The sequence below is a fragment of the Emticicia sp. 21SJ11W-3 genome, assembly GCF_024138715.1.
Taxonomy (GTDB): domain Bacteria; phylum Bacteroidota; class Bacteroidia; order Cytophagales; family Spirosomataceae; genus Emticicia; species Emticicia fluvialis.
The window spans coordinates 3,694,815-3,718,112 of record NZ_CP092074.1 but is presented as its reverse complement, the minus strand read 5'-3'; the positions used below and the strand labels follow the sequence as shown (position 1 = coordinate 3,718,112).

Annotated in this window: 17 protein-coding genes; 7 read left to right on the top strand and 10 right to left on the bottom strand. The window is 44.5% G+C overall.

From position 1 onward, the window contains the following. The first annotated feature begins 4 nt into the window (after positions 1 to 4). From MB380_RS15735 to MB380_RS15725, 3 genes are all read left to right on the top strand, one after another. Entirely contained in the window at positions 5 to 1,006 is a 1,002-nt protein-coding gene (locus tag MB380_RS15735) for a 4-hydroxyproline epimerase (RefSeq protein ID WP_253526838.1), read from the top strand. A gap of 198 nt (positions 1,007 to 1,204) precedes the next feature. Beyond that, the gene (locus MB380_RS15730; RefSeq protein WP_253526829.1) at positions 1,205 to 2,479 is read left to right on the top strand and encodes an FAD-binding oxidoreductase; all 1,275 of its coding nucleotides are present in this window, start codon (positions 1,205 to 1,207) and stop codon (positions 2,477 to 2,479) included. Further along, positions 2,472 to 3,632: an aminotransferase class V-fold PLP-dependent enzyme gene (locus MB380_RS15725; RefSeq protein WP_253526827.1), complete on the top strand. Its 1,161-nt coding sequence runs from the start codon at positions 2,472 to 2,474 to the stop codon at positions 3,630 to 3,632. The genes MB380_RS15730 and MB380_RS15725 overlap by 8 nt, the downstream gene beginning before the upstream one ends. A 117-nt stretch (positions 3,633 to 3,749) precedes the next feature. On the opposite strand, the gene MB380_RS15720 is transcribed toward MB380_RS15725, so the two are convergent. Then, entirely contained in the window at positions 3,750 to 4,985 is a 1,236-nt protein-coding gene (locus MB380_RS15720) for a dicarboxylate/amino acid:cation symporter (RefSeq protein WP_253526817.1), read from the bottom strand. A gap of 902 nt (positions 4,986 to 5,887) precedes the next feature. On the opposite strand from MB380_RS15720, the gene MB380_RS15715 reads away from it, so the two are divergent. Next, positions 5,888 to 6,961, top strand: coding sequence for a DUF6515 family protein (locus MB380_RS15715; protein WP_253526808.1), 1,074 nt, complete (start codon positions 5,888 to 5,890; stop codon positions 6,959 to 6,961). A 66-nt stretch (positions 6,962 to 7,027) separates the two neighbouring features. On the opposite strand, the gene MB380_RS15710 is transcribed toward MB380_RS15715, so the two are convergent. Next, a complete protein-coding gene (locus MB380_RS15710) occupies positions 7,028 to 7,810 on the bottom strand; it encodes a DUF4344 domain-containing metallopeptidase (protein ID WP_253526798.1) in 783 nt (260 codons plus the stop codon). 654 nt (positions 7,811 to 8,464) lie between these two features. On the opposite strand from MB380_RS15710, the gene ggt reads away from it, so the two are divergent. Further along, positions 8,465 to 10,159 carry a gamma-glutamyltransferase gene (ggt, locus tag MB380_RS15705; protein ID WP_253526796.1) on the top strand — a complete coding sequence of 565 codons (1,695 nt, stop codon included), beginning with the start codon at positions 8,465 to 8,467 and terminating at the stop codon, positions 10,157 to 10,159. Between the two features lie 60 nt (positions 10,160 to 10,219). Here the strand turns inward: ggt and MB380_RS15700 are convergent, their stop codons facing one another. The 4 genes from MB380_RS15700 to MB380_RS15685 all read right to left on the bottom strand — a co-directional run bounded on the left by MB380_RS15700 (position 10,220) and on the right by MB380_RS15685 (position 15,396). Continuing rightward, on the bottom strand, positions 10,220 to 11,005 hold the full coding sequence (locus tag MB380_RS15700) for a hypothetical protein (RefSeq protein ID WP_253526783.1): 786 nt from the start codon (positions 11,003 to 11,005) through the stop codon (positions 10,220 to 10,222). Positions 11,006 to 11,077: 72 nt separating this feature from the next. After that, on the bottom strand, positions 11,078 to 12,106 hold the full coding sequence (hemH, locus tag MB380_RS15695; protein ID WP_253526781.1) for a ferrochelatase: 1,029 nt from the start codon (positions 12,104 to 12,106) through the stop codon (positions 11,078 to 11,080). Between the two features lie 110 nt (positions 12,107 to 12,216). After that, a complete protein-coding gene (locus tag MB380_RS15690; protein WP_253526779.1) occupies positions 12,217 to 13,776 on the bottom strand; it encodes an acyl-CoA carboxylase subunit beta in 1,560 nt (519 codons plus the stop codon). A 261-nt stretch (positions 13,777 to 14,037) separates the two neighbouring features. Then, the gene (locus tag MB380_RS15685; RefSeq protein WP_253526777.1) at positions 14,038 to 15,396 is read right to left on the bottom strand and encodes an amidohydrolase family protein; all 1,359 of its coding nucleotides are present in this window, start codon (positions 15,394 to 15,396) and stop codon (positions 14,038 to 14,040) included. A gap of 260 nt (positions 15,397 to 15,656) precedes the next feature. Here MB380_RS15685 and MB380_RS15680 point away from each other — a divergent pair, with 260 nt between their 5' ends. Next, positions 15,657 to 16,733 (top strand): hypothetical protein, encoded by a 1,077-nt coding sequence (locus tag MB380_RS15680; protein WP_253526775.1) that lies wholly within the window; start codon positions 15,657 to 15,659, stop codon positions 16,731 to 16,733. A gap of 2 nt (positions 16,734 to 16,735) precedes the next feature. On the opposite strand, the gene MB380_RS15675 is transcribed toward MB380_RS15680, so the two are convergent. The 3 genes from MB380_RS15675 to nuoL are packed head-to-tail and all read right to left on the bottom strand — an operon-like array spanning position 16,736 to position 21,915. Further along, on the bottom strand, positions 16,736 to 18,193 hold the full coding sequence (locus MB380_RS15675; protein ID WP_253526773.1) for an NADH-quinone oxidoreductase subunit N: 1,458 nt from the start codon (positions 18,191 to 18,193) through the stop codon (positions 16,736 to 16,738). Between the two features lie 50 nt (positions 18,194 to 18,243). After that, positions 18,244 to 19,821: a NuoM family protein gene (locus tag MB380_RS15670; protein WP_253526771.1), complete on the bottom strand. Its 1,578-nt coding sequence runs from the start codon at positions 19,819 to 19,821 to the stop codon at positions 18,244 to 18,246. 33 nt (positions 19,822 to 19,854) lie between these two features. Next, complete coding sequence (nuoL, locus tag MB380_RS15665) at positions 19,855 to 21,915, bottom strand: NADH-quinone oxidoreductase subunit L (protein ID WP_253526769.1); 2,061 nt, start codon at positions 21,913 to 21,915, stop codon at positions 19,855 to 19,857. Positions 21,916 to 22,199: 284 nt separating this feature from the next. Here nuoL and MB380_RS15660 point away from each other — a divergent pair, with 284 nt between their 5' ends. Further along, positions 22,200 to 22,574 carry a VOC family protein gene (locus MB380_RS15660; RefSeq protein WP_253526750.1) on the top strand — a complete coding sequence of 125 codons (375 nt, stop codon included), beginning with the start codon at positions 22,200 to 22,202 and terminating at the stop codon, positions 22,572 to 22,574. On the opposite strand, the gene MB380_RS15655 is transcribed toward MB380_RS15660, so the two are convergent. After that, positions 22,553 to 23,227 (bottom strand): lysoplasmalogenase family protein, encoded by a 675-nt coding sequence (locus MB380_RS15655; RefSeq protein ID WP_253526748.1) that lies wholly within the window; start codon positions 23,225 to 23,227, stop codon positions 22,553 to 22,555. The genes MB380_RS15660 and MB380_RS15655 overlap by 22 nt on opposite strands. Between the last annotated feature and the right edge of the window lie 71 nt (positions 23,228 to 23,298).

Below are 23,298 nucleotides of genomic sequence, written 5' to 3'. Positions count from 1 at the left end.
AGCTATGACCAAGACATTTTTTTGTATAGATGCCCACACCTGCGGCAACCCTGTGCGGTTAGTGGCTGGTGGCGGGCCGGTGTTAGAAGGTGCGAATATGTCAGAAAAACGCCAGCATTTCCTACGCGAATACGATTGGATTCGCAAAGGATTGATGTTTGAGCCTCGCGGACACGACATGATGTCGGGCAGTATTCTGTATCCGCCACATGACCCCGCCAACGATGTTGCTGTGCTTTTTATTGAAACCAGCGGTTGCCTGCCCATGTGTGGGCATGGCACCATTGGTACCATTACCATAGCCGTTGAACATGGGCTTATTCAGCCTAAAAAGCCTGGTTTTATAAGAATGGAAGCCCCGGCGGGTCTGGTTCAGATTGAATACAAGCAGGAAGGAAACAAGGTGAAATATGTAAAGCTGACCAACGTGGCGTCGTTTCTGGCTGCTGAGGGCATTGAAGTTGAATGCCCCGAGCTAGGCACCCTGAAAGTAGATGTAGCCTACGGTGGCAACTACTACGCCATTGTTGATGTGCAGAAGAATTTTCCGGGTCTGGAGCATTTCAAGGCCGACCAGCTGATTGCCTGGGCCAGAGTGCTGAGAGAGCGCATCAATGCCAGCCATAGCTTTGTGCATCCTGAAAACCCGACTATCAATGGCCTGAGCCACATTGAGTGGACAGGCGCAGTAATAGACCCGACCTCAACCGCGCGCAATGCTGTTTTTTATGGCGACAAAGCCATTGACCGCTCGCCGTGTGGTACAGGCACATCAGCCCGGATGGCACAATGGGCCGCCAAAGGTAAACTAAAAGCCGGAGACGAGTTTGTACATGAAAGCATTATTGGCAGCAAGTTTATTGGCCGCATTGAAGGCACCACCAAAGTAGGAGATTTTGACGCCATTTACCCAAGCATTGAAGGCTGGGCCAGAATTTATGGCAACAATACCATTACCATTGACGACCAGGACGATCCTTACGCTTTTGGTTTTCAGGTAATTTAATACCAATACTAAATCCATACAAGATTTTCTAGATCCACACAACACACACATAAACAGAGAAAAAATTACGATATTTAAGGATACCCCATCGGGGTATCCGGTTTGTATTCAGTTTTTTTCTCTTTTTGAAATTTAAGTAAGGCGGGTTATTCGATCAAAAAGCCAAGCCTGCCGCATTCAATTGAAAAATTATCCAAAATGGCATCAAAAATAAACGCACCGCAGGTTGTTATCATTGGTGGTGGTATAATAGGGTTATATTCGGCCTACTATCTGCAACAAAAAGGGCATAAAGTAACCATTATTGAGCGCACCGGCGGCGCCGATGGCTGTTCTTTCGGCAATGCAGGTATGATAGTACCCAGCCATTTTATACCACTGGCTGTGCCAGGTATGATAGAAAAAGGCATCCGCTGGATGTTCAATTCTGAAAGTCCGTTTTATGTAAAACCACGTCTGAACTGGGATTTGATTTCCTGGGGCCTTAAATTTCAGAAGGCAGCTAATCAGAAACAGGTAGACAAGGCCATACCTGCCTTGCGTGATATCAGCCTGTTTGCCAAAAAATTGTATCAGGACTTCGCCAAAGAAGAAAACAACGATTTCAGCTTTGAAGAAAAAGGCTTGATGATGCTCTGCAAAACTGCCCATACCTTTGAAGAAGAAGCCGAAGTGGCCCAAACCGCCAACAAAATTGGTATTGAAGCCCGGGTGCTTGATGTGAAAACCCTGCACGAAATGGAGCCGGAGGTAAAGCCTGACGTTGCCGGTGCAGTTTACTACCCTGGCGATGCGCATTTGTACCCCAACTTACTGGTAAAAAAACTGAAAGACCTGCTGGCTCAAAAGGGCGTTACTTTTATATATAATACAGAAGTAACAAGCTTTGAAACTGAAAACGGTAAAATTAAGAGCTTAAAGACTGACAATGGCGCAACCCTGGCAACTGATGAACTGATTATTGCAACCGGGTCGTGGTCGCCTTTGTTGGCTAAGCAATTGAATATCAATCTGCCCATGCAGGCAGGTAAGGGGTATAGTACTACCCTTGACCAACCAAAGGGCAAGAAACTGAATATACCATCTATTCTGCTGGAAGCCCGCGTGGCCATTACACCAATGGGCGAAAACCAGATTCGCTTCGGTGGCACAATGGAGATTGGCGGTATCAATCAGGATATTAACATGAACCGTGTCAGAGGTATAATTAAGGCTGTTCCGGAGTTTTTCCCTGATTACCCCATAGCAGTACCACCACAAAGCAAGGTGTGGTCTGGCTTGCGCCCGTGTTCGCCAGACGGCCTGCCCTACATTGGCCGCACCAACAAATATAAAAACCTGATTATTGCCAGTGGCCATGCCATGATGGGCCTCAGCCTGGCGCCGGGTACCGGAAAACTGGTTCAGGAAATTGTAGATAATGAAAAAACAAGCATAGATATATCGTTATATAAGCCGGAAAGATATGACTAACCAGGCACACTTGTTTGAACTGGAGGCAGGCGTTACATACCTGAACGGCGCCGCCTATGCACCCATGCTGAAAAGCGCGGTTGCCAAAGGCATGGATGGTATGATGATGAAGGCCGCAAGACCTTTCACTATTAATCCGCAAGTCCATTTTGAGCCTGCCGAAAGAGTACAGAAACAATTTGCCCGGTTACTGAATATCGATAACCCTCAAAGAGTGGCAATCATTACGGCGGCGTCTTATGGCATGGCTGTGGTAGCGCGTAATCTGCATCGTTTGCCCGGTATATCAACCAAAAAACACATTCTGCTCATACAAGACGAGTTCCCTAACAATGTTTACGCCTTTGAAAGGGCTAGCCAGGAGTTATCGTTGCAGTATAAAACTGTAGCCAGACCAGATGAGGCCGCTAACCGAGGGCAGCTATGGAACGAAAACATACTGAACAGCATCAATCATGAGACCGCCATGATTGTTATACCCCACATACACTGGATTTACGGCGTCAGGTTTGATCTGGCCGCGGTTGCAGAACGTTGTAAGGAGGTTGGCGCTTTGTTAATAGTAGATGCCACGCAGTCGGTAGGGGCAATGGCATTTGATGTAAAGACCATACAACCCGATGCCGTTATTTGTGCCGGATACAAATGGTTGCTTGGCCCATATAGTGTAGGACTGGCTTATTTTGGTGAGTTTTTTGATGATGGCGTGCCGGTGGAGGAGTCATGGCTAAACCGTGCCGATAGCGATAAATTTGCCCAACTGATTAATTACCAGAAGGCCTACAGGCCGTTTGCGCAAAGATATAACGCTGGCGAATACTCGCAGTTTATTCAATTACCGATGCTGGAAGAATCCCTCAATCAGATTCTGGCGTGGGGAGTAGACAATATTCAGCAATATTGTAAAAGCATTACCCAAAAACCCCTCGAGGCATTGATTGGTATGGGCTGTAGTATGGAAGCCGAAGGCTACCGGGGGCATCATTTATTAGGGTTAAGCCTGCCAGCGGGTGTAGATAATGCCAGTTTTACTGAAAAATTACTTCAAAACAAAATCATCATTTCTAACAGAGGAGTAGCCGTCCGGGTTTCGCCGAATGTCTATAATACTGAAGACGATATGTGGGCGCTGGTGGAGTGCTTAAACCCCTAGCCCCTGAAGGGGAACTTTAAAACCTGATTAGGCATAAAACAACAAAAAAGAACTTCTGAAAGAAGTTCTTTTTTGTTGTAATTAGTTCCCCTTTAGGGGCTAGGGGCAAATCCCCCTTTAGGGGTTAGGGGCAAGTTCGCCTTCCCACTTAGCCACTATGGCGGTTGCTACGGCGTTGCCTGCTACCGAGGTGGCAGAGCGGCCCATATCCAGTAGCCAGTCAACGGCAAAAAGCAGAATAAGGCCTTCGGCCGGGAGATTAAATAATGACATGGTTCCGGCAATTACTACAAGAGATGCCCTTGGCACACCTGCAATACCTTTGCTGGTTATTAGTAGGGTAAGCAACATGGTTACCTGCTGGCCGATTGATAAATCTACACCATACGCCTGAGCAATAAATCCGGTTGCAAAGGTCATGTACATCATTGAGCCGTCCAGATTGAACGAATACCCCAACGGCAATACAAAACTTACGATGCGTTCAGATACGCCAAATTTTTTCAATTGCTCAATCTGCAAAGGCATTGATGCCTCTGAACTGGCCGTGCTGAAAGATAAAAACAGGGCGTCTTTTACGTAGGTAAGTAATTTCCAGTATTGCACTTTGGCAAACATACAAATGATGGGTAGCACTACCAGTATAAAAAATGCCAGTGTGGCAAAGAAACAGATAATAAGGTAAAGGTATCCGCCTAGTATGCCCAATCCTTTTTGGGCAATAACAGCGGCTACGGCTCCAAAAACGGCATAAGGGGCAAACCCCATCACATAGCCAACAATTTTAAACATCACCTCCGACACGGCATCAAGACCTTTGATGATAATCTTGCCGTGGTCGCCGATAGCAGCGGTGGCAATTCCAAAAAAGATAGAAAACACCACAATCTGGAGTATCTCGTTGGTGGCCAGGGCTTCAAAAAAACTTTGCGGAAAAAGATGCGTTACAAAGTTTTCAAGCGTCATTTTTTTGGTTTCAATGCCGGTGTCAGTTCCGGTCTGCGGCAAAGAAATATCCATCAGCTTACCCGGTTGCAGTACATTAACGGCTACCAAACCGGTAACAAGAGATAATATTGTGGCAAAGTAAAAGTAGCCCAGTGTTTTAGCACCTATTCTGCCAACGGTTTTAAAATCGCCTAGCTTGGCAATACCCACCGTAAGAATAGAAAAAATCAAAGGCCCGATAATCATCTTTATCATGCGCAGAAACACCTTGCTCAGAATATTCAGATACTTGCTCCAATCGTCCAGTGCTGCGGGGTCAGAGGTTAGGTACACATTCATCAGGTACCCTACAAGAATACCGAATGCCATGCCGATGAAGATTTTCCAGGTAATATTTAGTTTCATAATGAAGTTGTATCCCTTTCCCTGAAGGGAAGCATTGTTTAGGTTGTGGTCCGAATAAAATACTCAATAGGGATTTGAGGGGTATCCGGGTCAATTTTATACAATAATGGCTAAAAAATATAAGTACTCAAAATTCGCAGGGGTCTAATATTAATTTAGTTAATGTTTTTCTGCCAAATTTTCAATTTTCTTCTTTAAAAACAGCGTTTGGGTAGCTAATTTTCAAAAAATGGCTACCTGTTTGGTTAATTTGCCTGTTAAGCCGGTTTACAACGCCAGCACGCATTTAGGTGCCTATATATACCTGCATTTTTTTTGAATAATTATCAGATTAAACGGCAGCGCCTGTCATCAGGCTTAAAATACCAGTCAGTACGTATGAAGATTACGGGTTTTTACTCTAAAATTTTCCGTTTGAAACACAGACATTTGTATCGTTCAATCACACACACCTTAAAAATATGTTTACAGTGTTGAAGCAGGGTACCAGCCTGATGCCAGTTCTTTCGTTATTCTTATGGCAGATTTTGCTCATCATGTTTTTATTAATATTGGGCTTGTATATGTGCTACCATTCTGCAAGCAGAAACCGGTAGTTGAAGATAAATAGGTTAATTAAGTAGATTTTTTTATCATAGTGGTTAGGGTTCACGCAAAAGCCGACTCATTTGAGTCGGCTTTTTTGTTTCATTTCTTATTGACGTTTCTGGCACAGAATATTACCATCAACAGAATAAAAATTCATGGCACGGCGTTAATAGTCAGTAGCTTGAGGGTAAAATCACCAAGTCTTGCCGGCCGCAGCTCTGGCGCTTGTTAATGATTGTTAATGATTACCACCCCAACCAACTATTTAATTACTTTTTGCATCTAATAGCTATTAAACGAAAACGAATAATACAATGCAAACAACAGCCATAAATATTATACCTGCTTTTAATTGGAAAAGAGGTATAGCTGCATCGCTGATTCTGGCGGCAGGATTAACACTGAGTGTTACAAAAACCAATGGTCAGGAAGGCAGACGACGCGGAGAGGCAGACGGAGGAAGTAGGGGAGAAAGGGGGGTGGCTGAAAGCCGTGGAAATGACCGTGGCTCTATGAGCAGAGGCGAAAGCCGGGGCTATGGCGGAAGAAGTGAAGGCGGCCCTGCCGAAAGAAGAAACAACGACCGCCCCACCTCTATTGGCGAAGACAGGGGCGGCAGAATGAATGATGGCGAACGCCGTGGGCCGGAAGCAGTTAGGGTTGAACCCCGGGGCGAAAGACCACAACCCGAGTACCGGCCTGAAAGCAGAAGAACAGAAGGCCCAAGACCGGATATAGACCGGGGTGGACGCGGTAATGACGACAGAGACCGAAACAGAGGCAATGACCACCAATGGAGCCGTGGTAATGATGAACGAAACCGCGTTTATGCCGACAGAAACAATAGAAGTTATGATGGCAGGGGCAGATGGGAAGACCGCGGCCGTCGCGATTATGACCGATACGACCGCCGCGGCTATGACTACCGCCGTTTTGATGGCCGCGTGGGCAGCCCAAGCTGGCGATACTATAACCTGCCACGCCGTAACTCGGTGGTAAGGGTATTGCCTACTTCTTGCCTGCCGGTTTATTATGGGGGTATCAATTACCGCTACAACAACGGCATTTATTATCGTCCGTACCGGGATACCTACGTTGTGGCATTTCCACCGGTTGGTTTAAGAATCAGAATATTGCCGGTTGATGTGCAGATATATACTTTCTTTGGTGTGCGTTATCATTACTATAATGGTTCTTATTATCGGCCGGTTGGTTATGAGTACGAGGTAGTGCCGCCTCCGGTTGGGGCATTGGTAGAAAGCATACCTGATGGCTACGAACAGCTGGTAATTGATGGCGAAACCTATTACATTGTTGATGGGGTGCAATACAGAGCCGTTATACACGATGGAGAAATATGGTATGAAGTGATAAAGATTAACTATTGATTTTTTTAGGTTTTACGCTCAGAAAATGTCTTTCTTCCATCAGGAAGAGAGGCATTTTTTTTGGTATTAATGCTTTATCCAGGCATCCAGAACTTTCAGCCAGCCCTTTTTTATTTTCTGGTAATCTTCTTCGCAACGGGTGGTCATTACGGCCGGCAGCATCTTTTTTCTGATAACCGCTCCATTCTGCTCAGGATTTGACCCATACAGCATACAAAGAATATGGTAAAACCGCTGGTGGTCTAAAGAGTGTTCGTCCCACAGCTCCATGTTTTTAAGCGGTACATTCTGCGTTGACTCCCCCATCAGGTAGAAGGCAATGGCGCCGTCCAGCACCGCTCTCGACCCCTTTCTGCTGCCGTCAGCCAGCAGAAAAATTGAAAAGTTATCTACCGTATCTTCTTCTTTACCTGTTACGGGTAAGTCCATCAGATCTATCAGGGCATGACCCATTTCATGATAAAAAATAAAAATGATGGCGTTCATCACCATCTCACGTAACTCGGTCTGGTTGCTGGTTTTGGCCTTAAACAATTCGTAGAGGTAAGATACCATCTCGTAGCAGATGGTTACTTTTCTGGTATTTTGGTCATAAAAGGCATTGCTGGTGCGGCATTCGTCAAAAGTAATGTAGATGTCTTCCGGTAATGCCAGATACCCGTTAATATCGGCCGCTATGGCATCCAGTATTTTGGTGTGTTTAATACCCTCCTGAAAATCTCTGAAAACCGCATCATTGATGTTGTTGTTCCAGATTACTTTTACATCGCCACGGTCAGGCATTTTTGCCTGCTGGGCAATGGCATTCAGGGGGCAGCAATATAGCAATGCAATCAACCAGAATCTCATAAACCGTTAATCTGTTTTGCGGTATATTTCTAAAACGTAAAAAAATAGATTATCGGCATTGCCGTCAAGCATATTTTAGTGAATATTTGTTAAAATGCACCAAAGAAAAGAAATAAGCACTTGTTGCATAAAATGCTGTTATAGACGAAATTTGAGGGAATGACCAATTGGGGTACTAATAAAGAATCAGGAAAAATTCTATCTTTGTTTTGAACACATTCAATAATAGTTATATTTCTTTATTGCCACGGAGTGTTACGAGGTGCCGCGCTGAGTTTCGCTGAGCAATTGAAAGATATCAACTAAAATTAACAACCTTATTACGTCATTCCTGTTGAGGCGGACGGCTAGTCTACGATTAAAAATCTTATGAATGACTATGAAAATATATAATGGCTATCGGATTTTTAATTGTACGAGTTGGAATGATGGGCCGCTTTGCGGACGGCAAGTCTTGCGTTACTTTTTGCAGCCCAAAAAGTAACAACAGAGGTACCTCTAATCTTTGATTATAGAAGTTTAAATCAGGCCTGGTTAAAAGCAACTATCAGACCGGGTTATTGTACAGTTTGAAAAAACTGACATCCTTCCAAACATCAATACAGTAGCAAATCTTGAAATGGGACCTAATTATTGAAATCAACCTCTATATCTATGAAAAACATTTTCTTCAGCCTCATTCTATTAACGCTTTTCCAGACTGTACAAGCGCAAGACCGGGTTTTTGGTAAGGTTGATGCCACGCGGTCTGAGGTAATAGCTCAGAACGGCATGGCTTGTACCTCGCACCCATTAAGCACGCAGGCGGCCATTGAAATTCTGCGGGCAGGCGGCAACGCCATTGATGCCGCCATAGCCGCCAATGCGATGGAAGGTGTGGTAGAACCCCACATGAATGGCATAGGCGGCGACCTGTTTGCTATTGTTTGGGATGCCAAAACCCAAAAACTGTACGGGCTAAATGCCTCTGGCCGTTCGCCTTATGCACTTACACTGGCTGAACTGAAAAAACGTGGCTTAGCGCATCTACCCTCAACAGGGCCATTGCCTGTCAATGTACCCGGTGCTGTTGACGGCTGGTTTGAGCTGCACAAGAAATTTGGTAAACTGCCGATGGAGAAAATACTCTCGCATGCCATTAATTATGGTCGCAATGGTTTTCCAGTACATGGTGAACTGGCCAGCTCGTTGGCCGCAGTGCCAAGGCTTTATGGTAAATTTCCGAATGTAAAAGAGCATTATTATCCAAACGGCACGGTGCCACAAAAGGGCGATATCTTTAAAAATCCTAACCTGGCCAATACCCTTGAGAAAATTGCCAGGGGTGGCCGTGATGCTTTTTATAAAGGTGAGATTCCGAAAATAATAGAGGAATTTATGAAAAAGCAGGGGGGATTTCTAACAGCCAGAGACTTTGCCGACCATACTTCAACCTGGGTTGACCCTGTATCTACCAATTACAGAGGGTATGATGTATGGGAGCTGCCCCCAAACGGGCAAGGCATAACTGTGCTGCAAATGCTGAATATTCTGGAGGGATACGATTTCTCTAAAATACCATTTGGCAGTACTGAGCACGTGCATTTGTTTACTGAAGCCAAGAAGCTGGCTTTTGAAGACCGCGCCAAATATTATGCCGACCCTGAGTTTGCCAGAATACCCGTAAAACAACTCATTTCTAAAGAATATGCGGCTGAAAGACGCAAACTGATTGATATAAACAAGGCAGCTAAAACCTTTGATGCCGGTAATCCGGCTTTGAAAGACGGTGACACGATTTTTTTGACGGTAGCCGATAAGGAAGGTAATATGGTTGCCCTGATACAAAGCAATTACAGGGGTTTTGGCTCAGGCATGATGGCCGACGGCCTGGGCTTTATGTTTCAGGACAGAGGGGAGATGTTCAGCCTTACCGAGGGTGAAAACAATACCTATGCGCCCCACAAGAGGCCGTTTCATACCATTATTCCTGCGTTTATAACCAAAGATGGCAAACCTTACATGAGTTTTGGTGTTATGGGTGGGTCTTTTCAGCCGCAGGGCCATGTGCAGATAGTGATGAATCTGGTAGACTTTGGTATGAATCTGCAGGAAGCAGGTGATGCCCCACGTCTGAATCACGAAGGATCATCAGAGCCTACCGGCGAAAGAATGCTGGATGGCGGCATGATAACGATGGAATCTGGCATACCTTATGCAACCATCAGAGGGCTGATGGAAAAAGGCCATAAGGTTGGCTATATACTGGGTATGTATGGCGGGTATCAGGCCATCAGATATGACCCCTTGCGCAAGACCTACACAGGGGCATCAGACCCCCGCAAAGATGGGCATGCGGCAGGATTTTAACGAGATAAGATTAAGAATTTTGATGGGTTCCTCTGAAAAGAGGGACTTTTTCATTTACTCTTAGCTCAATAATGCGATAAGGGCTATTGCTGCTCCTAATAGTATCCAGATAACAAAGAATTTTAATTGCTCTTTTTTCTTCTCTTTTTGTGTCAGTGATTGAAAAGGCTTTAGGTCTTTTTTGAAAGCTCTGATCAGGAAGTATAATCCGCCGGATAAAACGCCAAGCGAAACCAAAAACGCAAGAATGGCTAGTAAGCTAAAGCCTCCGCAGGCCAGTTGACAGGTGAGAATTAATCCGGCGAAAGTGAGCAAAAGACTTAAAAAAAATAATAATGCGTAAGTGATTCTGGAAATACTTTTCGGGTCTTCAGAAACTGTTTTTTTACTTAACAGGCGCGATACGAACCCTTTTCTGGTTTTCTTTTCAGTTACTTTAATAGGTGCGCCATTTTTTTTATTGTTTTCGGTAGCTGTGGTCGTAACCCTCTCTGCCGCGTTGGCGACATATATACTGTGCACCTGATACCCCAGACCTTTCAGATGATTGCCCAGTAAAATAGAAAGAAACAAACTACTGGCCATAATAATGCCTGTACTCATAAGCCTGAATTTACGATGCGCTTCTTTATTGAGTGTACCGGTCTGATGCTGATAGTTGGTCTGAACGAATGTTGTTAGAAACACCAGGCCAAGCACAGAAAGCTCTATAGCCCCCGATGAGAAAACCGGAAGAAAATGATGGCCGATATCAAACCCGATGCTGCATTTCAGTACTTCAAAAATAATAATGAGTAGTATAGCCGTTTTCTGGTTCTGGCTGGCCCATATAGAGATGGCTTTCATATCAGTTAGAAAAAGTTGAAAGACCAATATAACTAAAAGGGTCATAGCCTTAGAAGCCATGACCCTTTTTTATTATTCTGCGGGTGTTTTTTTTATTAATTCGGTCAGCAGGTCAATCCAGGCTTCCGAGTCGTTAAGGCTCTCAACCAATTGCCAGTGTTCACCGCCATGTTCTTCAAAAAGTTCTTTGTATTCTTCACCTACTTCAATGGTGGTTTCCAGGCAATCTGACACAAAAGCGGGCGAAAACGCCAGCACTTTTTTAATATTTTTACCGGCCAACTCTTTTATTACGCTTTCGGTATAGGGCTGTATCCAGGGGTCTTTACCTAATCTGGACTGAAAACAGGTAGAATAGGTGCCTTCTTTAAGGCCCAGTTCTTTTGCCAGCAGCCGGGTGGTTTCAAAGCAGGCAGCGCGGTAACAATGCTGGTTCAGTTCATGAATGGTGTCGCAGCATGAGCCAAGCTGGCAAACATTGCCTATACAATCGCCTTTCCTGATTTGTCGCTCGGGCAGTCCGTGGTAGCTGAACAACACAAAGTCGAAATGTTCTTTTTCAAGATATTTACGACCGTTATCAGCAAATGCCTTAATGAATTTAGGGTGATTATAAAAGTAATTAATAAACTCAATTTCAGGTATTATCTGCCACTGGCCTATTATTCTCATGACTTCTTCATAAACGGACCCGGTGGTTGCCGAAGCGTATTGCGGAAAAAACGGTATGACAATAATTTTGCTCAGACCCATGCTCTGAAACGCTTTCAGGCTCTTTTCAATAGAGGGATTCTGGTAGCGCATGGCCAGTTTTACCACGTAGGTGTCACCCAGAGCCTGCTGCAATTGAATCTCGTTTTTTTCGCCATAGATTTTAAGAGGAGAACCCTGGTCGGTCCACAATTCACGATACACCTTGGCAGACTTTGGAGAACGGAACGGCGCGATAATCAGGTTAACCAGCATCCATCTGGGAATAAAAGGGATATCAATCACGCGACCATCCATTAAAAACTCACGGAGGTATTTTCTGACATCGGGTACTGCGGGCGAATCGGGTGTGCCTAGATTAACAATTAATACACCGGTTTTTTCAAGCATATACAGATAACAATTATAGAAAAGAGTCAGCTCTTTTCAGCAGAGTATTATATTTAAGTGTAAGGTTACTATTAATAATGCTAACTGTAATAAGCATTAAAATGTTTCCGTTATAGCGGAATATTCCCGTGTTTCTTGCGCGGCATGGTGTCTACCTTGTTTTCGAGCATTTTAAACGCTTTCAGCAGTTTTTCGCGAGTGTCTTCGGGCTTTATTACCTCATCAACATAACCTCTGTGTGCCGCCTTATATGGGTTGGCAAATTTATCTGTGTATTCATCAATTTTGTGCTGCAATTCTGCCTGTGGGTCGGCAGCTTCACCTATTTCCTTACGGAAAATAATCTCAGCCGCTCCGGCGGCTCCCATTACAGCAATTTCGGCCGATGTCCAGGCGTAGTTCAGGTCGGCGCCTATGTGCTTGGAGTTCATTACGCAATACGCGCCTCCATACGCCTTACGGGTAATTACAGTAACCCGCGGCACCGTTGCCTCGCTGAACGCATACAATAACTTGGCGCCATGCATAATAATGCCGTTCCATTCCTGATCTGTGCCGGGCAGAAATCCCGGTACGTCTTCCAGTACCAGCAGGGGTATATTAAAGCAGTCGCAGAAGCGTACAAACCTGGCGCCTTTAATACTGGCGTCAATATCCAGCACCCCGGCCAGCACAGCAGGCTGGTTGCCTACAATACCAATACTGCGCCCACCTATACGGGCAAAGCCAATTACTATGTTTTCGGCATAGCTTTTATGAACTTCAAAAAAACTATCTGTGTCAACCAGTTCGTCAATCAGTTCGCGTACATCATAAGGCTGGTTGGGGTTTTCCGGTATCAGGTCTGTTAGTTTTGGTCGCTTTTCGTTTCCGTCTGTTTCATAAACCGCAAAAGGGGGCTGTTCTTCACAGTTTGACGGCACGTAGCTAAGCAGCTTCTTGATGTCGTTGATGCACTGCACCTCATTAGCTGCCACAAAATGCGTAACGCCCGACTTGGTAGCGTGGGTAATGGCACCGCCGAGTTCTTCAGAGGTTACGTCTTCATGGGTAACGGTTTTAACCACATTAGGGCCTGTTACAAACATGTAAGATGTGTTTTCAACCATGAAGATGTAATCAGTTAGGGCTGGTGAATACACTGCACCCCCCGCACATGGCCCCATAATGGCTGATATCTGCGGAATAACTCCTGAGGCACGCGTATTGCGGTAGAAAATATCGGCATAGCCGGCGAGAGAGTTTACACCCTCCTGAATACGTGCGCCGCCTGAATCGTTCAGGCCAATGAGCGGAGCGCCGTTTTTCATGGCCATGTCCATTAGTTTACATATTTTTTCGGCATAAGTTTCAGAGAGCGAACCTCCGAAAACGGTGAAATCCTGTGCAAAAATGTAAATCAGCCTGCCACTTACCGAGCCATAGCCTGTTACCACACCATCGCCCAGATAATATTCTTTGTCCAGGCCAAAATCTTTACTCCGGTGCATCACAAACTTGCCAATTTCTTCAAAACTGCCTTCATCTAATAGCAATTCTATTCTTTCGCGGGCAGTTAGTTTTCCTTTCGCATGCTGGCTGTCAATTCTTTTGGTTCCGCCGCCTTGTAGCGCCTCAGCATTTTTAAGGTCAAGTATCTGTAGTTTTTCTATATTCGATTTTAAAGACATACGGGGTCGAGTAACTTATGATTTGAGCAAATCTAAGAAAACTGAAACAAACATGGCTCGGTTTTAATATTTTTTATTTGTAAGCCGCATTTGTGCCGGAGGCCCACCCAAAAAATTGGGTGGCTATCAGAACAAAGGATTAATTCTATGGAATGCCCACTGGGCGGCGTCTGCTTACGTTGACCTATAATAAAAAACCTTTTGTTTGGGTAGCCCGCAAATTCGTAGGCTGAATTACTTAAATATTGACTTATACCCTCATCAATTTTTTACCAACTTGGTCAGCATGGCATCAATTTCTGTTTTGGGCAACCAGCGTCCATTCAGCATCACGCCCTGTACTGTGCCTACGGCGTTTACATCTATCAGCGGGTTTTCGTTCAGCAAAACAAGGTCTGCGACCGCGCCGGGTTTAATAACACCCAGATTATCTTGCCTGAAAAACTTACCGATATTTACCGTACCCGTCTGCAATGCCTGATAAGGCGTAAGCCCCGCCTGAACCAGATAATTAAGCTCATGTTTGAGAGAGAAACCCGGTACACTAAAAACCTGCGGGGCGTCTGAACCCAGCAGCAATCCAACACCCTGCCGCTGGCACTCGCGGATAATTGTGCGCCGCACCTCAATAAATTTGAGAACTGATGCCGGTTGATAAGCCGGGTTTTTCATGGTGTTATCTTTAGACCTTGCCCAGCCATCCAGAGTCTTTTTGTCCATATACTTCATTTCCGGCCAGGCAAGCAATTCTTTAGCCGTTCTGTTGGGCGACTGCCAGTGTTCGGCCAGTGTCTGGGTGGGTACTATCCAGACACCGTTGTCTTTGATGGTTTTTAGTATTTTATCAAGCCTTGCTATATCGGCATTGTGCCCTACAAACAGGCCGAATAGTCCGGCTTCTTCTTCTGTCAGCGTGTCCAGCCGGGTCATCATGGCTTCTACAATGCCATCGAGGTGGTCAATGGTGGCATAACCGGCCTCCGCCGACCGCCATACGCCAACCCCAAAAGATACGTGCCCGGCAAAAGGCATTTTTTCTTCTTTTGCAGTTTTTACAATGGCCTCAAAATTGGTTTTGGTTATGCCCGGGTGCATTTTCATGAAGTCGTAGCCTGCCTTTTTCTGGCTTCTTACTTTTGCTTCGGCTTCTTCGGGGGTTTTGATACTGGCTCCGCTGAACGACGGCCCGGAAGTATAAATACGTGGCCCAAGTAATTCGCCCGATTGCACCTGGCTCCGTAATTGCAAATGCAAAGGGTGGCCCAACATACTTCTGATGGTGGTTACGCCGTTGGCTGCAAACAGTTGCAATACGTCTTTCATAGGTTGCACGTCATCAACCGGTGGCACATGGGCGTGCATTTCTGCAAGGCCGGGCATCAGGTATTTTCCTCTGGCATCAATCACCAAAGCGTTCTTGTCATATTTCAGTTTCGCGCCTATGGCGGTAATCAATCCGTTTTTTATCAGTACAGTCTGGTTAGCAAGTACTGTTTCATGCGTCATGGGTATTACCGAGACGTTGATAAATACAATTTCCCGCTGGCGCGAATCTGTAGTTTGTTGTGCCGCTGTACGCAAAGAAAAGACAGCGAGCCATAATATTAGCAGGTTTTTCATAGTTATAGATGCATAAATTGGGGTGGAAACTCGTTTCCTTGTCAAAGGAAGCTAATGCAATATAGCCAAAATTGATGTGCAAAAACACAAACTGTAAGATTCTTTAGATAACAGATATCCGGCAACTTATCTGCTCATTATCTGTTATATGGCTGCACAAGTGTTTTGCTAATCGCAGGCCTCCGGGTAAGCGGCACATGGGCAATTAAAACATATTAACTCAGATTTGGTTTAACTTAGCAATCATACTTTCATTTTGCATGACTTACAATAAAGCTTACCGGGTAAAACTCATAGAAGTTATCTTTTTGTTGCTGGTTGTTACAGGCCTGCTGCAGTATGTAGATGTGGTAGCGCAATGGCAAACCGCCGTGCTTACCAACAGCCGCCTGCTGTGGTTTTCGGCAGGGGGCATCCTGCTATTAAGTATCTTATTGTCGGCAATATGGCAGTATTTTGATAAGAAGGTCAATCTACATGAGTGGTTTCAGACCATCATTATATTTTTTGTGGCCCATCAGATAGCCAATTTCGGGGTTTCAAAAATCATGCAAATCCAGTTTCAGTTACCGCAATCGGTACTTGAACGCCCAGTTGGCGAGCTGAACGGTTACTGGATGACCTGGACCTACTTTGGCTATTCGCCTACTTTTACCATTATTCTTGGGTCTTTGCAGATAGTAGGTTCGGTGCTGTTATTGTTTAAAAAAACACGCCTGCTGGCCACGTTTATTTTGCTGCCAATGATGATAAACGTATGCTTTATGGAGCATTTCTATCAGATTTCTCCGCTGGCTTATTTTAATGCACTGCATTATACTGCGGTTCTGTTTTTTATTTTGCTGCAATACTATGAGGGGCTCTTGCACCTGCTTTTTTCATATAAAGAGTATTTCTACTTTGATAAGAAAACCCTTTTGCTAAGTTTGGCTCGCCTAATTGTAATTGGCGGAGCCTTCTGGCATATTTTCTGGCTTAATAAGAATGACCGGCAGGCCAAAGAATTAATAGGCGTATGGCAGGTTGATGCTATAACAATGCAGAATCGTTCGGTAATACCTGAAAACGGCACTGAAGGAAACGCATGGTCGAGGATTTATTTTGAACAGAATAATAGCTGCCTGTTTAAGTTTGATTCTGAAAAATTTAATGACAGCAAAGACTGGCATGGACATTATGAAACTGAACCGAAGCAACGCAGGGCAACTATTGTTTTCAGAAGAAACAATCAGGCAGACTCCCTGAAACTCAGTTATCAGGTGTCGGGCAATAATCTTACGTTGTCGGGTGTTTATCAGCGAGCTCCCCTGGTAATGAAACTCAGCAGATTAAAATAGGCTTACAGGCTTTCAATGATTTTCATAATCGGTCCCGGATTCAGGAACAGATACACCAGCAGAAATATATAAATAAACAGCAGCACACGTTTTTCTAAATCCAGCGCAATTCTTTTGGCTCCGCCTTTAGGGTCTTTAAAAATCATGAAGTAGGGAATCCTAAGATAATAAAAAACCGATATAGCAGTATTGAGCAGGCTGATGATAAGCACCACCAGCACCACATTATTGCCGGTGTCGTTATAGGCATTCCAGAGAGCCGTAAAAATCAACAGCTTGCCGGTAAAACCCACAGTAGGCGGAAACCCCACCAGGGCTATCATTATAATTACTGCTGCCAGCCCCAGAAAGACGTTCTCCTGTCCCAAACCTTTCAGGCTTTCCAGTTCATAGCTTTCGGTTTTCAATGCCAGCAAATCTACCAATAAAAACGCGGCTAGTGTTATAAACAGATAGGTGGCTACATAAAAAGTGGCCGATTGAACACCAAACTGATTAAGCGCCAGCAAGCCCACCAGCATAAACCCTGCATGGGCAATGGTTGAGTACCCCAGCATACGCTTGGTATTGTTCTGCCACAGTGCCGACAAATTGCCAATCAGCAAAGAGCCGGTAATTATAATGGCCAGTGTCATTCTGAAATCTATACTCAGGCCGTTCAGAAACCGGATCAATACAACTACTACACCCAGCTTGGGGGCAATAGATAAAAACGCCACAATAGGGGTAGGAGAGGCCTCATATACGTCGGGTGTCCAGCTATGAAAAGGCACTGCCGAGAGTTTGAAAAGCAAACCGCCGATGGTCATAAAAACTGCCAGATTGGCTACCCAAGGTGGGTTCTGCCCCAGAAAAGTCATAAACTCATGGCTGCCAAAGTTGAGTGTGCCTGTCATTCCATAAAGTATAGACACACCATACAGCATGACCGCTGAGCTGGTTGCTCCGGTTAGCAGGTACTTAATGCCTGCCTCGGCGTTGGGTTTGGACTTGTTAATTACTACCAGTAAGTATGAACAAATAGAAACAGTCTCAATTGCCACATAAAGTGTAAGCAGGTGAGACGTCATGCTCATAATGAAAAGCCCCAGAATAAGCGCCAGAAACAAAACATAAAACTCACCAACTACCTGGTACCCGACAATCCAGAGATGCAGAATAACCGCCGCTGCGGCTACTGCAATGGTAACTTTAAAAAATATGCTGAGGCTGTCGAGAAATATCAGTCCATGAAATAATGATACGCCCGAGTTAAAATTGTTTTCAAGAAAATGATAAGAAGCAAAAAATATAAAACCAATGGTTACCAGCACCGCCAGCGTTAGTATGTTGTATAATAACGGCCGATACTGCTTCGAAAAAGCTACAATACCTACTACTACAAGAAAAATCCCTGCAAAAATCAGCTCGGGTAGTATCAGTCTGCTGCTTGATAATATATGTGAAATTTTCTCTAGCATTACCTGTGTTATAAACCGGCTGTTGGGTGCCTGGCTGTGGGTAGATTCTTCTAAAATTTGGTTATAAAAATTCTTACGCTCTCGCTGCTTACGTCAAAAATCAGATTAGGGAAAACGCCAAAAGCAAAAGCCAGGGCAGCCAGGCCATAAAGCATTACCATCTCGCGGATGTCCAGGTCTTTCATGTGGGATTCCTGATTACGGTTAACCCAGAATTTTCCGAAAAACATTTTCTGCAATGTCCATAAAAAATAGGCTGCCGAAAGCACAAGGCCTAAAGTGGCCAGCATCGGAATCCAGTCGGGCAATAGCTGCGATTTAAAACCACCCATCAGCGTAAAAAACTCTCCTATAAAACCCGGTAAGGCAGGCAGGCCCAGGCCACCAAAAAAACCAATGGTTACAGCCAGTGTAAACAAAGGCATACGGGTAGACAAACCTCTGAAATTATCAATAATGCGGTTATGGGTGCGGTCGTATATTACGCCGGCAATTAGGAAGAGCATGGCAGACAAAATACCGTGGCCAAACATCTGGTATATGGCGCCGTTTATGCCTTCGGCAGTAAGAGACGCAATACCCAGCAACACAAAACCCATGTGCGATACCGACGAGTAGGCAATCATCTTTTTAAGGTCTTTTTGTGCCAGTGCATTAAAGGCTCCGTAAATAATAGATAAAACGCCTGCCCCGGCCACCACCATTGCAAATTGCTGGGCGGCATCAGGGAAAAACCCATAGGCAATACGAATAAACCCGTAGGCGCCTATTTTCAGCAATACACCAGCCAGAATAACCGAAACCGGCGTTGGCGCTTCTACGTGGGCATCGGGCAGCCAGGTGTGTAATGGCACAGCCGGAAGTTTAATGCCAAAGCCAATCAGCAGTAATATAAAAGCAAAGGCTCGCGGAGCCATACCGAATATCTGATGGGGGCTGTCTGGCGACAATAACGAAAAAGGAATAAAATTGCGGGTGTCGTTCAGCAGCCGGAAATCAAAAGTATGTACAGTGGTGTTCAGTTCCTGTGTCAGCAGGGTATCCTGTACCGACATCCCCAGGCCAATCATTACTATCAGTATAAAAACAGACCCAACGAAGGTGTAAATGAAAAACTTGATGGCGGCATACTCTCTTCGTTCTCCACCCCATATTCCAATCAGAAAATACATGGGCAGCAACATAAACTCAAAGAAAATAAAGAACAGAAAGAAGTCTAGTGCAACAAAGCAACCCAGAACCGTTCCTGAAAGTAACAGATACAATGAATGATAGGCTTTTTGCCGGTGGGAAATGTTGAATGACGCCACCGCGCCTACCACAAACACAATACCTGACAGCAGCACCATAGGTAGATTGATACCATCTACGCCCAGTATGTAGTCAATAGACAAGCTGCCCAGATTACCCAGCCCCAGGCGTATCCACTCATAATGCTCCAGAAACTGAAAGCCCGTCAGCTGCGTATCATAGGTGCTGTAGAGGGTAATGATATTGAGTAGGTTAATAAAACTTACCAGCACCGATATCCACTTGAAAGAATCTTTGTAGGTATCGGGCAATAACAACACCAGCACCGCCGCTATTATCGGAAGAAAAATAAGTGTTGAAAGTAGAATATTATTCATGCCGTTTTTCCCGGTCCGAGAATTTTAATAAGGTTATACTATTAAATAAACTATTAATAAAACCAGACAAACAAAAATGGTGATAATGTATGTCTGGGCTTTTCCGTTCTGAATCTGACGGGTATAACTACCCATTTTTGCCGTCGAATTAGCTACAAAGTTAACAAAGCCATCAATGATGTTCTGTTCTATCCAGCTCACTAATTCTGAAATCAGCAACATTAGTCTGGCAGACAGATTAACGATTCCGTCAATGACCACTACGTCAAACTTATGAATATAAGGGCTGATACTCAAAACCGGATTCACAAAAACTATCTGGTAAATTTCGCTCAGGTAAAAATTATGAAATATAAGCCTGTTAAACATTCCATCAGGCTGGGTTTTAAATTGATCAATGGTGGCTCTTTCTTCTCTGGTGTATCTGTAACCGAGCCATAGCCCGGCAGCTGAAACCAGCATGGCAATGAGGGCCATCCAATGGAAACCACCGGAATGATGAGGGAACGACTCAAAGAACCAGCTGCTTTCGGCATAAAATGGGTTTAATGAAAAAACAAAGCCTATTGAAGCCACAGCCATTACCAGAACCGACCATTCCATGGGACCCATTTCCTGCATGGTTTCATAAAAGTGTTCAATAATCAGTTTATCGTCTTCGTCCGGTTTATCATCCACGTTTACTATTCCTTCAATGCGGCGGGTGAGTCTCTTATATAAACTAATGGCTCCGGAAGATATCAATTCAACGGGGTTATCTTCATAATCCAGAAAAACCAGATACACCTGGCGCATCATATAAAAAGCGCTCAGCCCTGAAACCACAAGTGTGCATACAGGAAGGATATAGGCGGCAGTAGACGACTGATGACTGGCCCAGTCGAAAGCTGCTACAATAATGGCATCTTTAGACAAAAAGCCAGAAAAAAACGGAATACCCGCCAGAGCTGCGGCACATATAGTGTAGCAGTAAAATATAACCGGCATCTGCCTGCGCAGGTTGCCCATCTGGCGCATATCCTGTTGATGATGTGTATAGTGAATAACAGCCCCGGCCGACAAAAACAGGCCTGCCTTAAAAAAAGCGTGAGTAAGTAAATGAAACAATGCGGCATTAACAGCGCCTGTGCCTAAAGCTACTACCATAAGCCCAAGCTGAGAGATGGTAGAGTAGGCCAGTAATTTTTTAATATCATATTGGTTAAGCGCCGATAAGGCTCCGAGCAAGGCTGTAAATATACCAACCAACGCCATTACAAGTAGTGCGTCCGGGTTAAGAAGCGGATACACCCTTGCCATCAGAAAGATACCGGCGGCAACCATAGTAGCTGCATGTATAAGCGCCGAAACCGGCGTGGGGCCTTCCATGGCGTCAGGCAGCCAGGCCTGTAAGGGTAATTGCGCCGACTTGGCCACGCAACCGCAAAAAATAAGCAAACCCATTGTGGTAATAACCGGGCTGCCAAAAGCTTCGGCCGACAACAGTTTGGCTTTTTCTGCTATCAGCGAAATATCAAATGTGCCAAAATAGCGGTAAACCAGAAAAATACCTATCAGAAAGCCCACATCACCAACGCGATTGACCAGAAACGCCTTTTTGGCCGCATTTGTGGCCGATTGTTTTTCATACCAGAAACCAATGAGCAGATATGAACACAGCCCGACGAGCTCCCAGAAAATATAAATCATGAGCAGATTGCCTGAAATGACAATGCCCAGCATAGCCAGCACAAATAGGTTAATATAGGCATAGTAACGGCCAAAGTCGGTGTCGCCAGACATATAGCGCATAGAAAACACCTGTACCCATAAAGCAATAAACTGAACCAGAAAAAACATCATGTAGGTGAGTTCGTTCAGCAGAATATCAATTGCAAATGTGGTTGAACCAAAATGGAACCAGTCGAGGTGGATTACATACCCGGAGCCATTATTGATGCTGATACCCATAGAAAAAAGCACCCCCACCACATTGAGCGAAATGGAAAGAAGACCCACCGATTGTTCACTTAAGGTGTTTCGTTTAAACAGCAGCAACGAAAACCCAATAAAGTATAACAAAAGGTTGATTAATATTACTTGCTCGGCAGACATTCAGATTAAACGCTTTTTTGCAAATATCTTACCTAATGAGTTATAAAGCAAAGATGATGCACATTTTTGTCTTTAATTTATACACAGCATCTGCGCGCACTTAAGGCCTGAAGCCACATGGAAGGGTGTTGCCAGCCGGAAGCATTAGGTTTTTTTTAGGCTCAAAAAAGTGTTGACCGCTGCTGATGATAATTCGTTTTTATTCGCTTATCTTTCGACGTTTTATGGCCAGCCAATCAGATGGATTTGCCGCACATTAATCACCTTTATTATTATTAAAAACTATGAGTTCACCGTTTTTGGGTTTACGCACCACCACTTATAAAGTAGCCAATTTAGATGAGGCAAAAGCCTGGTATAGCCGTGTATTTGAAACAGAGCCTTATTTCGACCAGCCTTTTTATGTAGGTTATAATATTGGTGGGTTTGAACTTGGCCTGGTGCCAGACGAAAAAAATGATGGCAAAACCGATGGCGTAGTAACCTATTGGGGTGTAGCAGATGTTGAGGCCGTGCTGGCTACCCTGCTGGCCAATGGCGCTACGCTATACGAAGACCCCACCGACGTTGGTGACGGCATAAAAGTTGCCGCTGCAAAAGACCCCTGGGGCAATGTGGTGGGTGTTATTTTTAACCCTCATTTCAGCTCGGGTTCGTAAAAATTCCTGAAGGTTTTGGTTACACCCTGAAAAATCGAAAACTGTGCCATTACGTAAAACAGTATCTGAAAGTAGACGTGTACGCTGGCTGGTGAAACAAATAAAAAATATATTTCGGAGATTGTCAGGATTGAAAAAAATACTGAGCCTGCCAAAAACCAGTAATAGCTGCTGTTGCTGGCTTTGCGCATTAGTGCTGTAATAATAAGCAAGGCTAAAAATGTCATGTACAATATTGAAGAAAAGAAAAAGGCTGAGCCAAGCACCGGCGATACAATTAGAACTGGTGCGCTGATAAGTGCAATACTCAGGGCAATTTTTTGCAGGTCTTTCCAGGTTGTACCAAAAACTGCTTCATGCCTTACGGTAGAAATGTAAAATGAGTAAGAGAGTGAATAAAACAGCAAAGCAGTTGACTTGATGTACTCGTTCTCAAATTCAAAGAAGATATCTGCTATGGCCGCAAAAAGCAAACCCAGGCCATAGGTATAGTCTTTCAGTTTCAAATCTTTCCTTCTTGCCGAGTAATAAAACGCCAGAAGGCAAAGTACTGGTAAGACGCAGAAATAGTTTGGAGAACCCGGATTGAGGGTATATGCACCAGTGTCGATCAAACAACTGAGCAGGTAAAATAGTTTTAACCTTAAAGGCATTTTTGAAGTTTAAAATAGCAATTGTATGACAAAAGTACTGAATTTTCTTGATTTTGAAAATTTAGCACTGT

Bases quoted from the DNA above. Each gene is read 5' to 3' on its own strand.
- MB380_RS15735 (WP_253526838.1), top strand. From the start codon at position 5: ATGACCAAGACATTTTTTTGTATAGATGCCCACACCTGCGGCAACCCT.
- MB380_RS15730 (WP_253526829.1), top strand. From the start codon at position 1,205: ATGGCATCAAAAATAAACGCACCGCAGGTTGTTATCATTGGTGGTGGT.
- MB380_RS15725 (WP_253526827.1), top strand. From the start codon at position 2,472: ATGACTAACCAGGCACACTTGTTTGAACTGGAGGCAGGCGTTACATAC.
- MB380_RS15720 (WP_253526817.1), bottom strand. From the start codon at position 4,985: ATGAAACTAAATATTACCTGGAAAATCTTCATCGGCATGGCATTCGGT.
- MB380_RS15715 (WP_253526808.1), top strand. From the start codon at position 5,888: ATGCAAACAACAGCCATAAATATTATACCTGCTTTTAATTGGAAAAGA.
- MB380_RS15710 (WP_253526798.1), bottom strand. From the start codon at position 7,810: ATGAGATTCTGGTTGATTGCATTGCTATATTGCTGCCCCCTGAATGCC.
- ggt (WP_253526796.1), top strand. From the start codon at position 8,465: ATGAAAAACATTTTCTTCAGCCTCATTCTATTAACGCTTTTCCAGACT.
- MB380_RS15700 (WP_253526783.1), bottom strand. From the start codon at position 11,005: ATGAAAGCCATCTCTATATGGGCCAGCCAGAACCAGAAAACGGCTATA.
- hemH (WP_253526781.1), bottom strand. From the start codon at position 12,106: ATGCTTGAAAAAACCGGTGTATTAATTGTTAATCTAGGCACACCCGAT.
- MB380_RS15690 (WP_253526779.1), bottom strand. From the start codon at position 13,776: ATGTCTTTAAAATCGAATATAGAAAAACTACAGATACTTGACCTTAAA.
- MB380_RS15685 (WP_253526777.1), bottom strand. From the start codon at position 15,396: ATGAAAAACCTGCTAATATTATGGCTCGCTGTCTTTTCTTTGCGTACA.
- MB380_RS15680 (WP_253526775.1), top strand. From the start codon at position 15,657: ATGACTTACAATAAAGCTTACCGGGTAAAACTCATAGAAGTTATCTTT.
- MB380_RS15675 (WP_253526773.1), bottom strand. From the start codon at position 18,193: ATGCTAGAGAAAATTTCACATATATTATCAAGCAGCAGACTGATACTA.
- MB380_RS15670 (WP_253526771.1), bottom strand. From the start codon at position 19,821: ATGAATAATATTCTACTTTCAACACTTATTTTTCTTCCGATAATAGCG.
- nuoL (WP_253526769.1), bottom strand. From the start codon at position 21,915: ATGTCTGCCGAGCAAGTAATATTAATCAACCTTTTGTTATACTTTATT.
- MB380_RS15660 (WP_253526750.1), top strand. From the start codon at position 22,200: ATGAGTTCACCGTTTTTGGGTTTACGCACCACCACTTATAAAGTAGCC.
- MB380_RS15655 (WP_253526748.1), bottom strand. From the start codon at position 23,227: ATGCCTTTAAGGTTAAAACTATTTTACCTGCTCAGTTGTTTGATCGAC.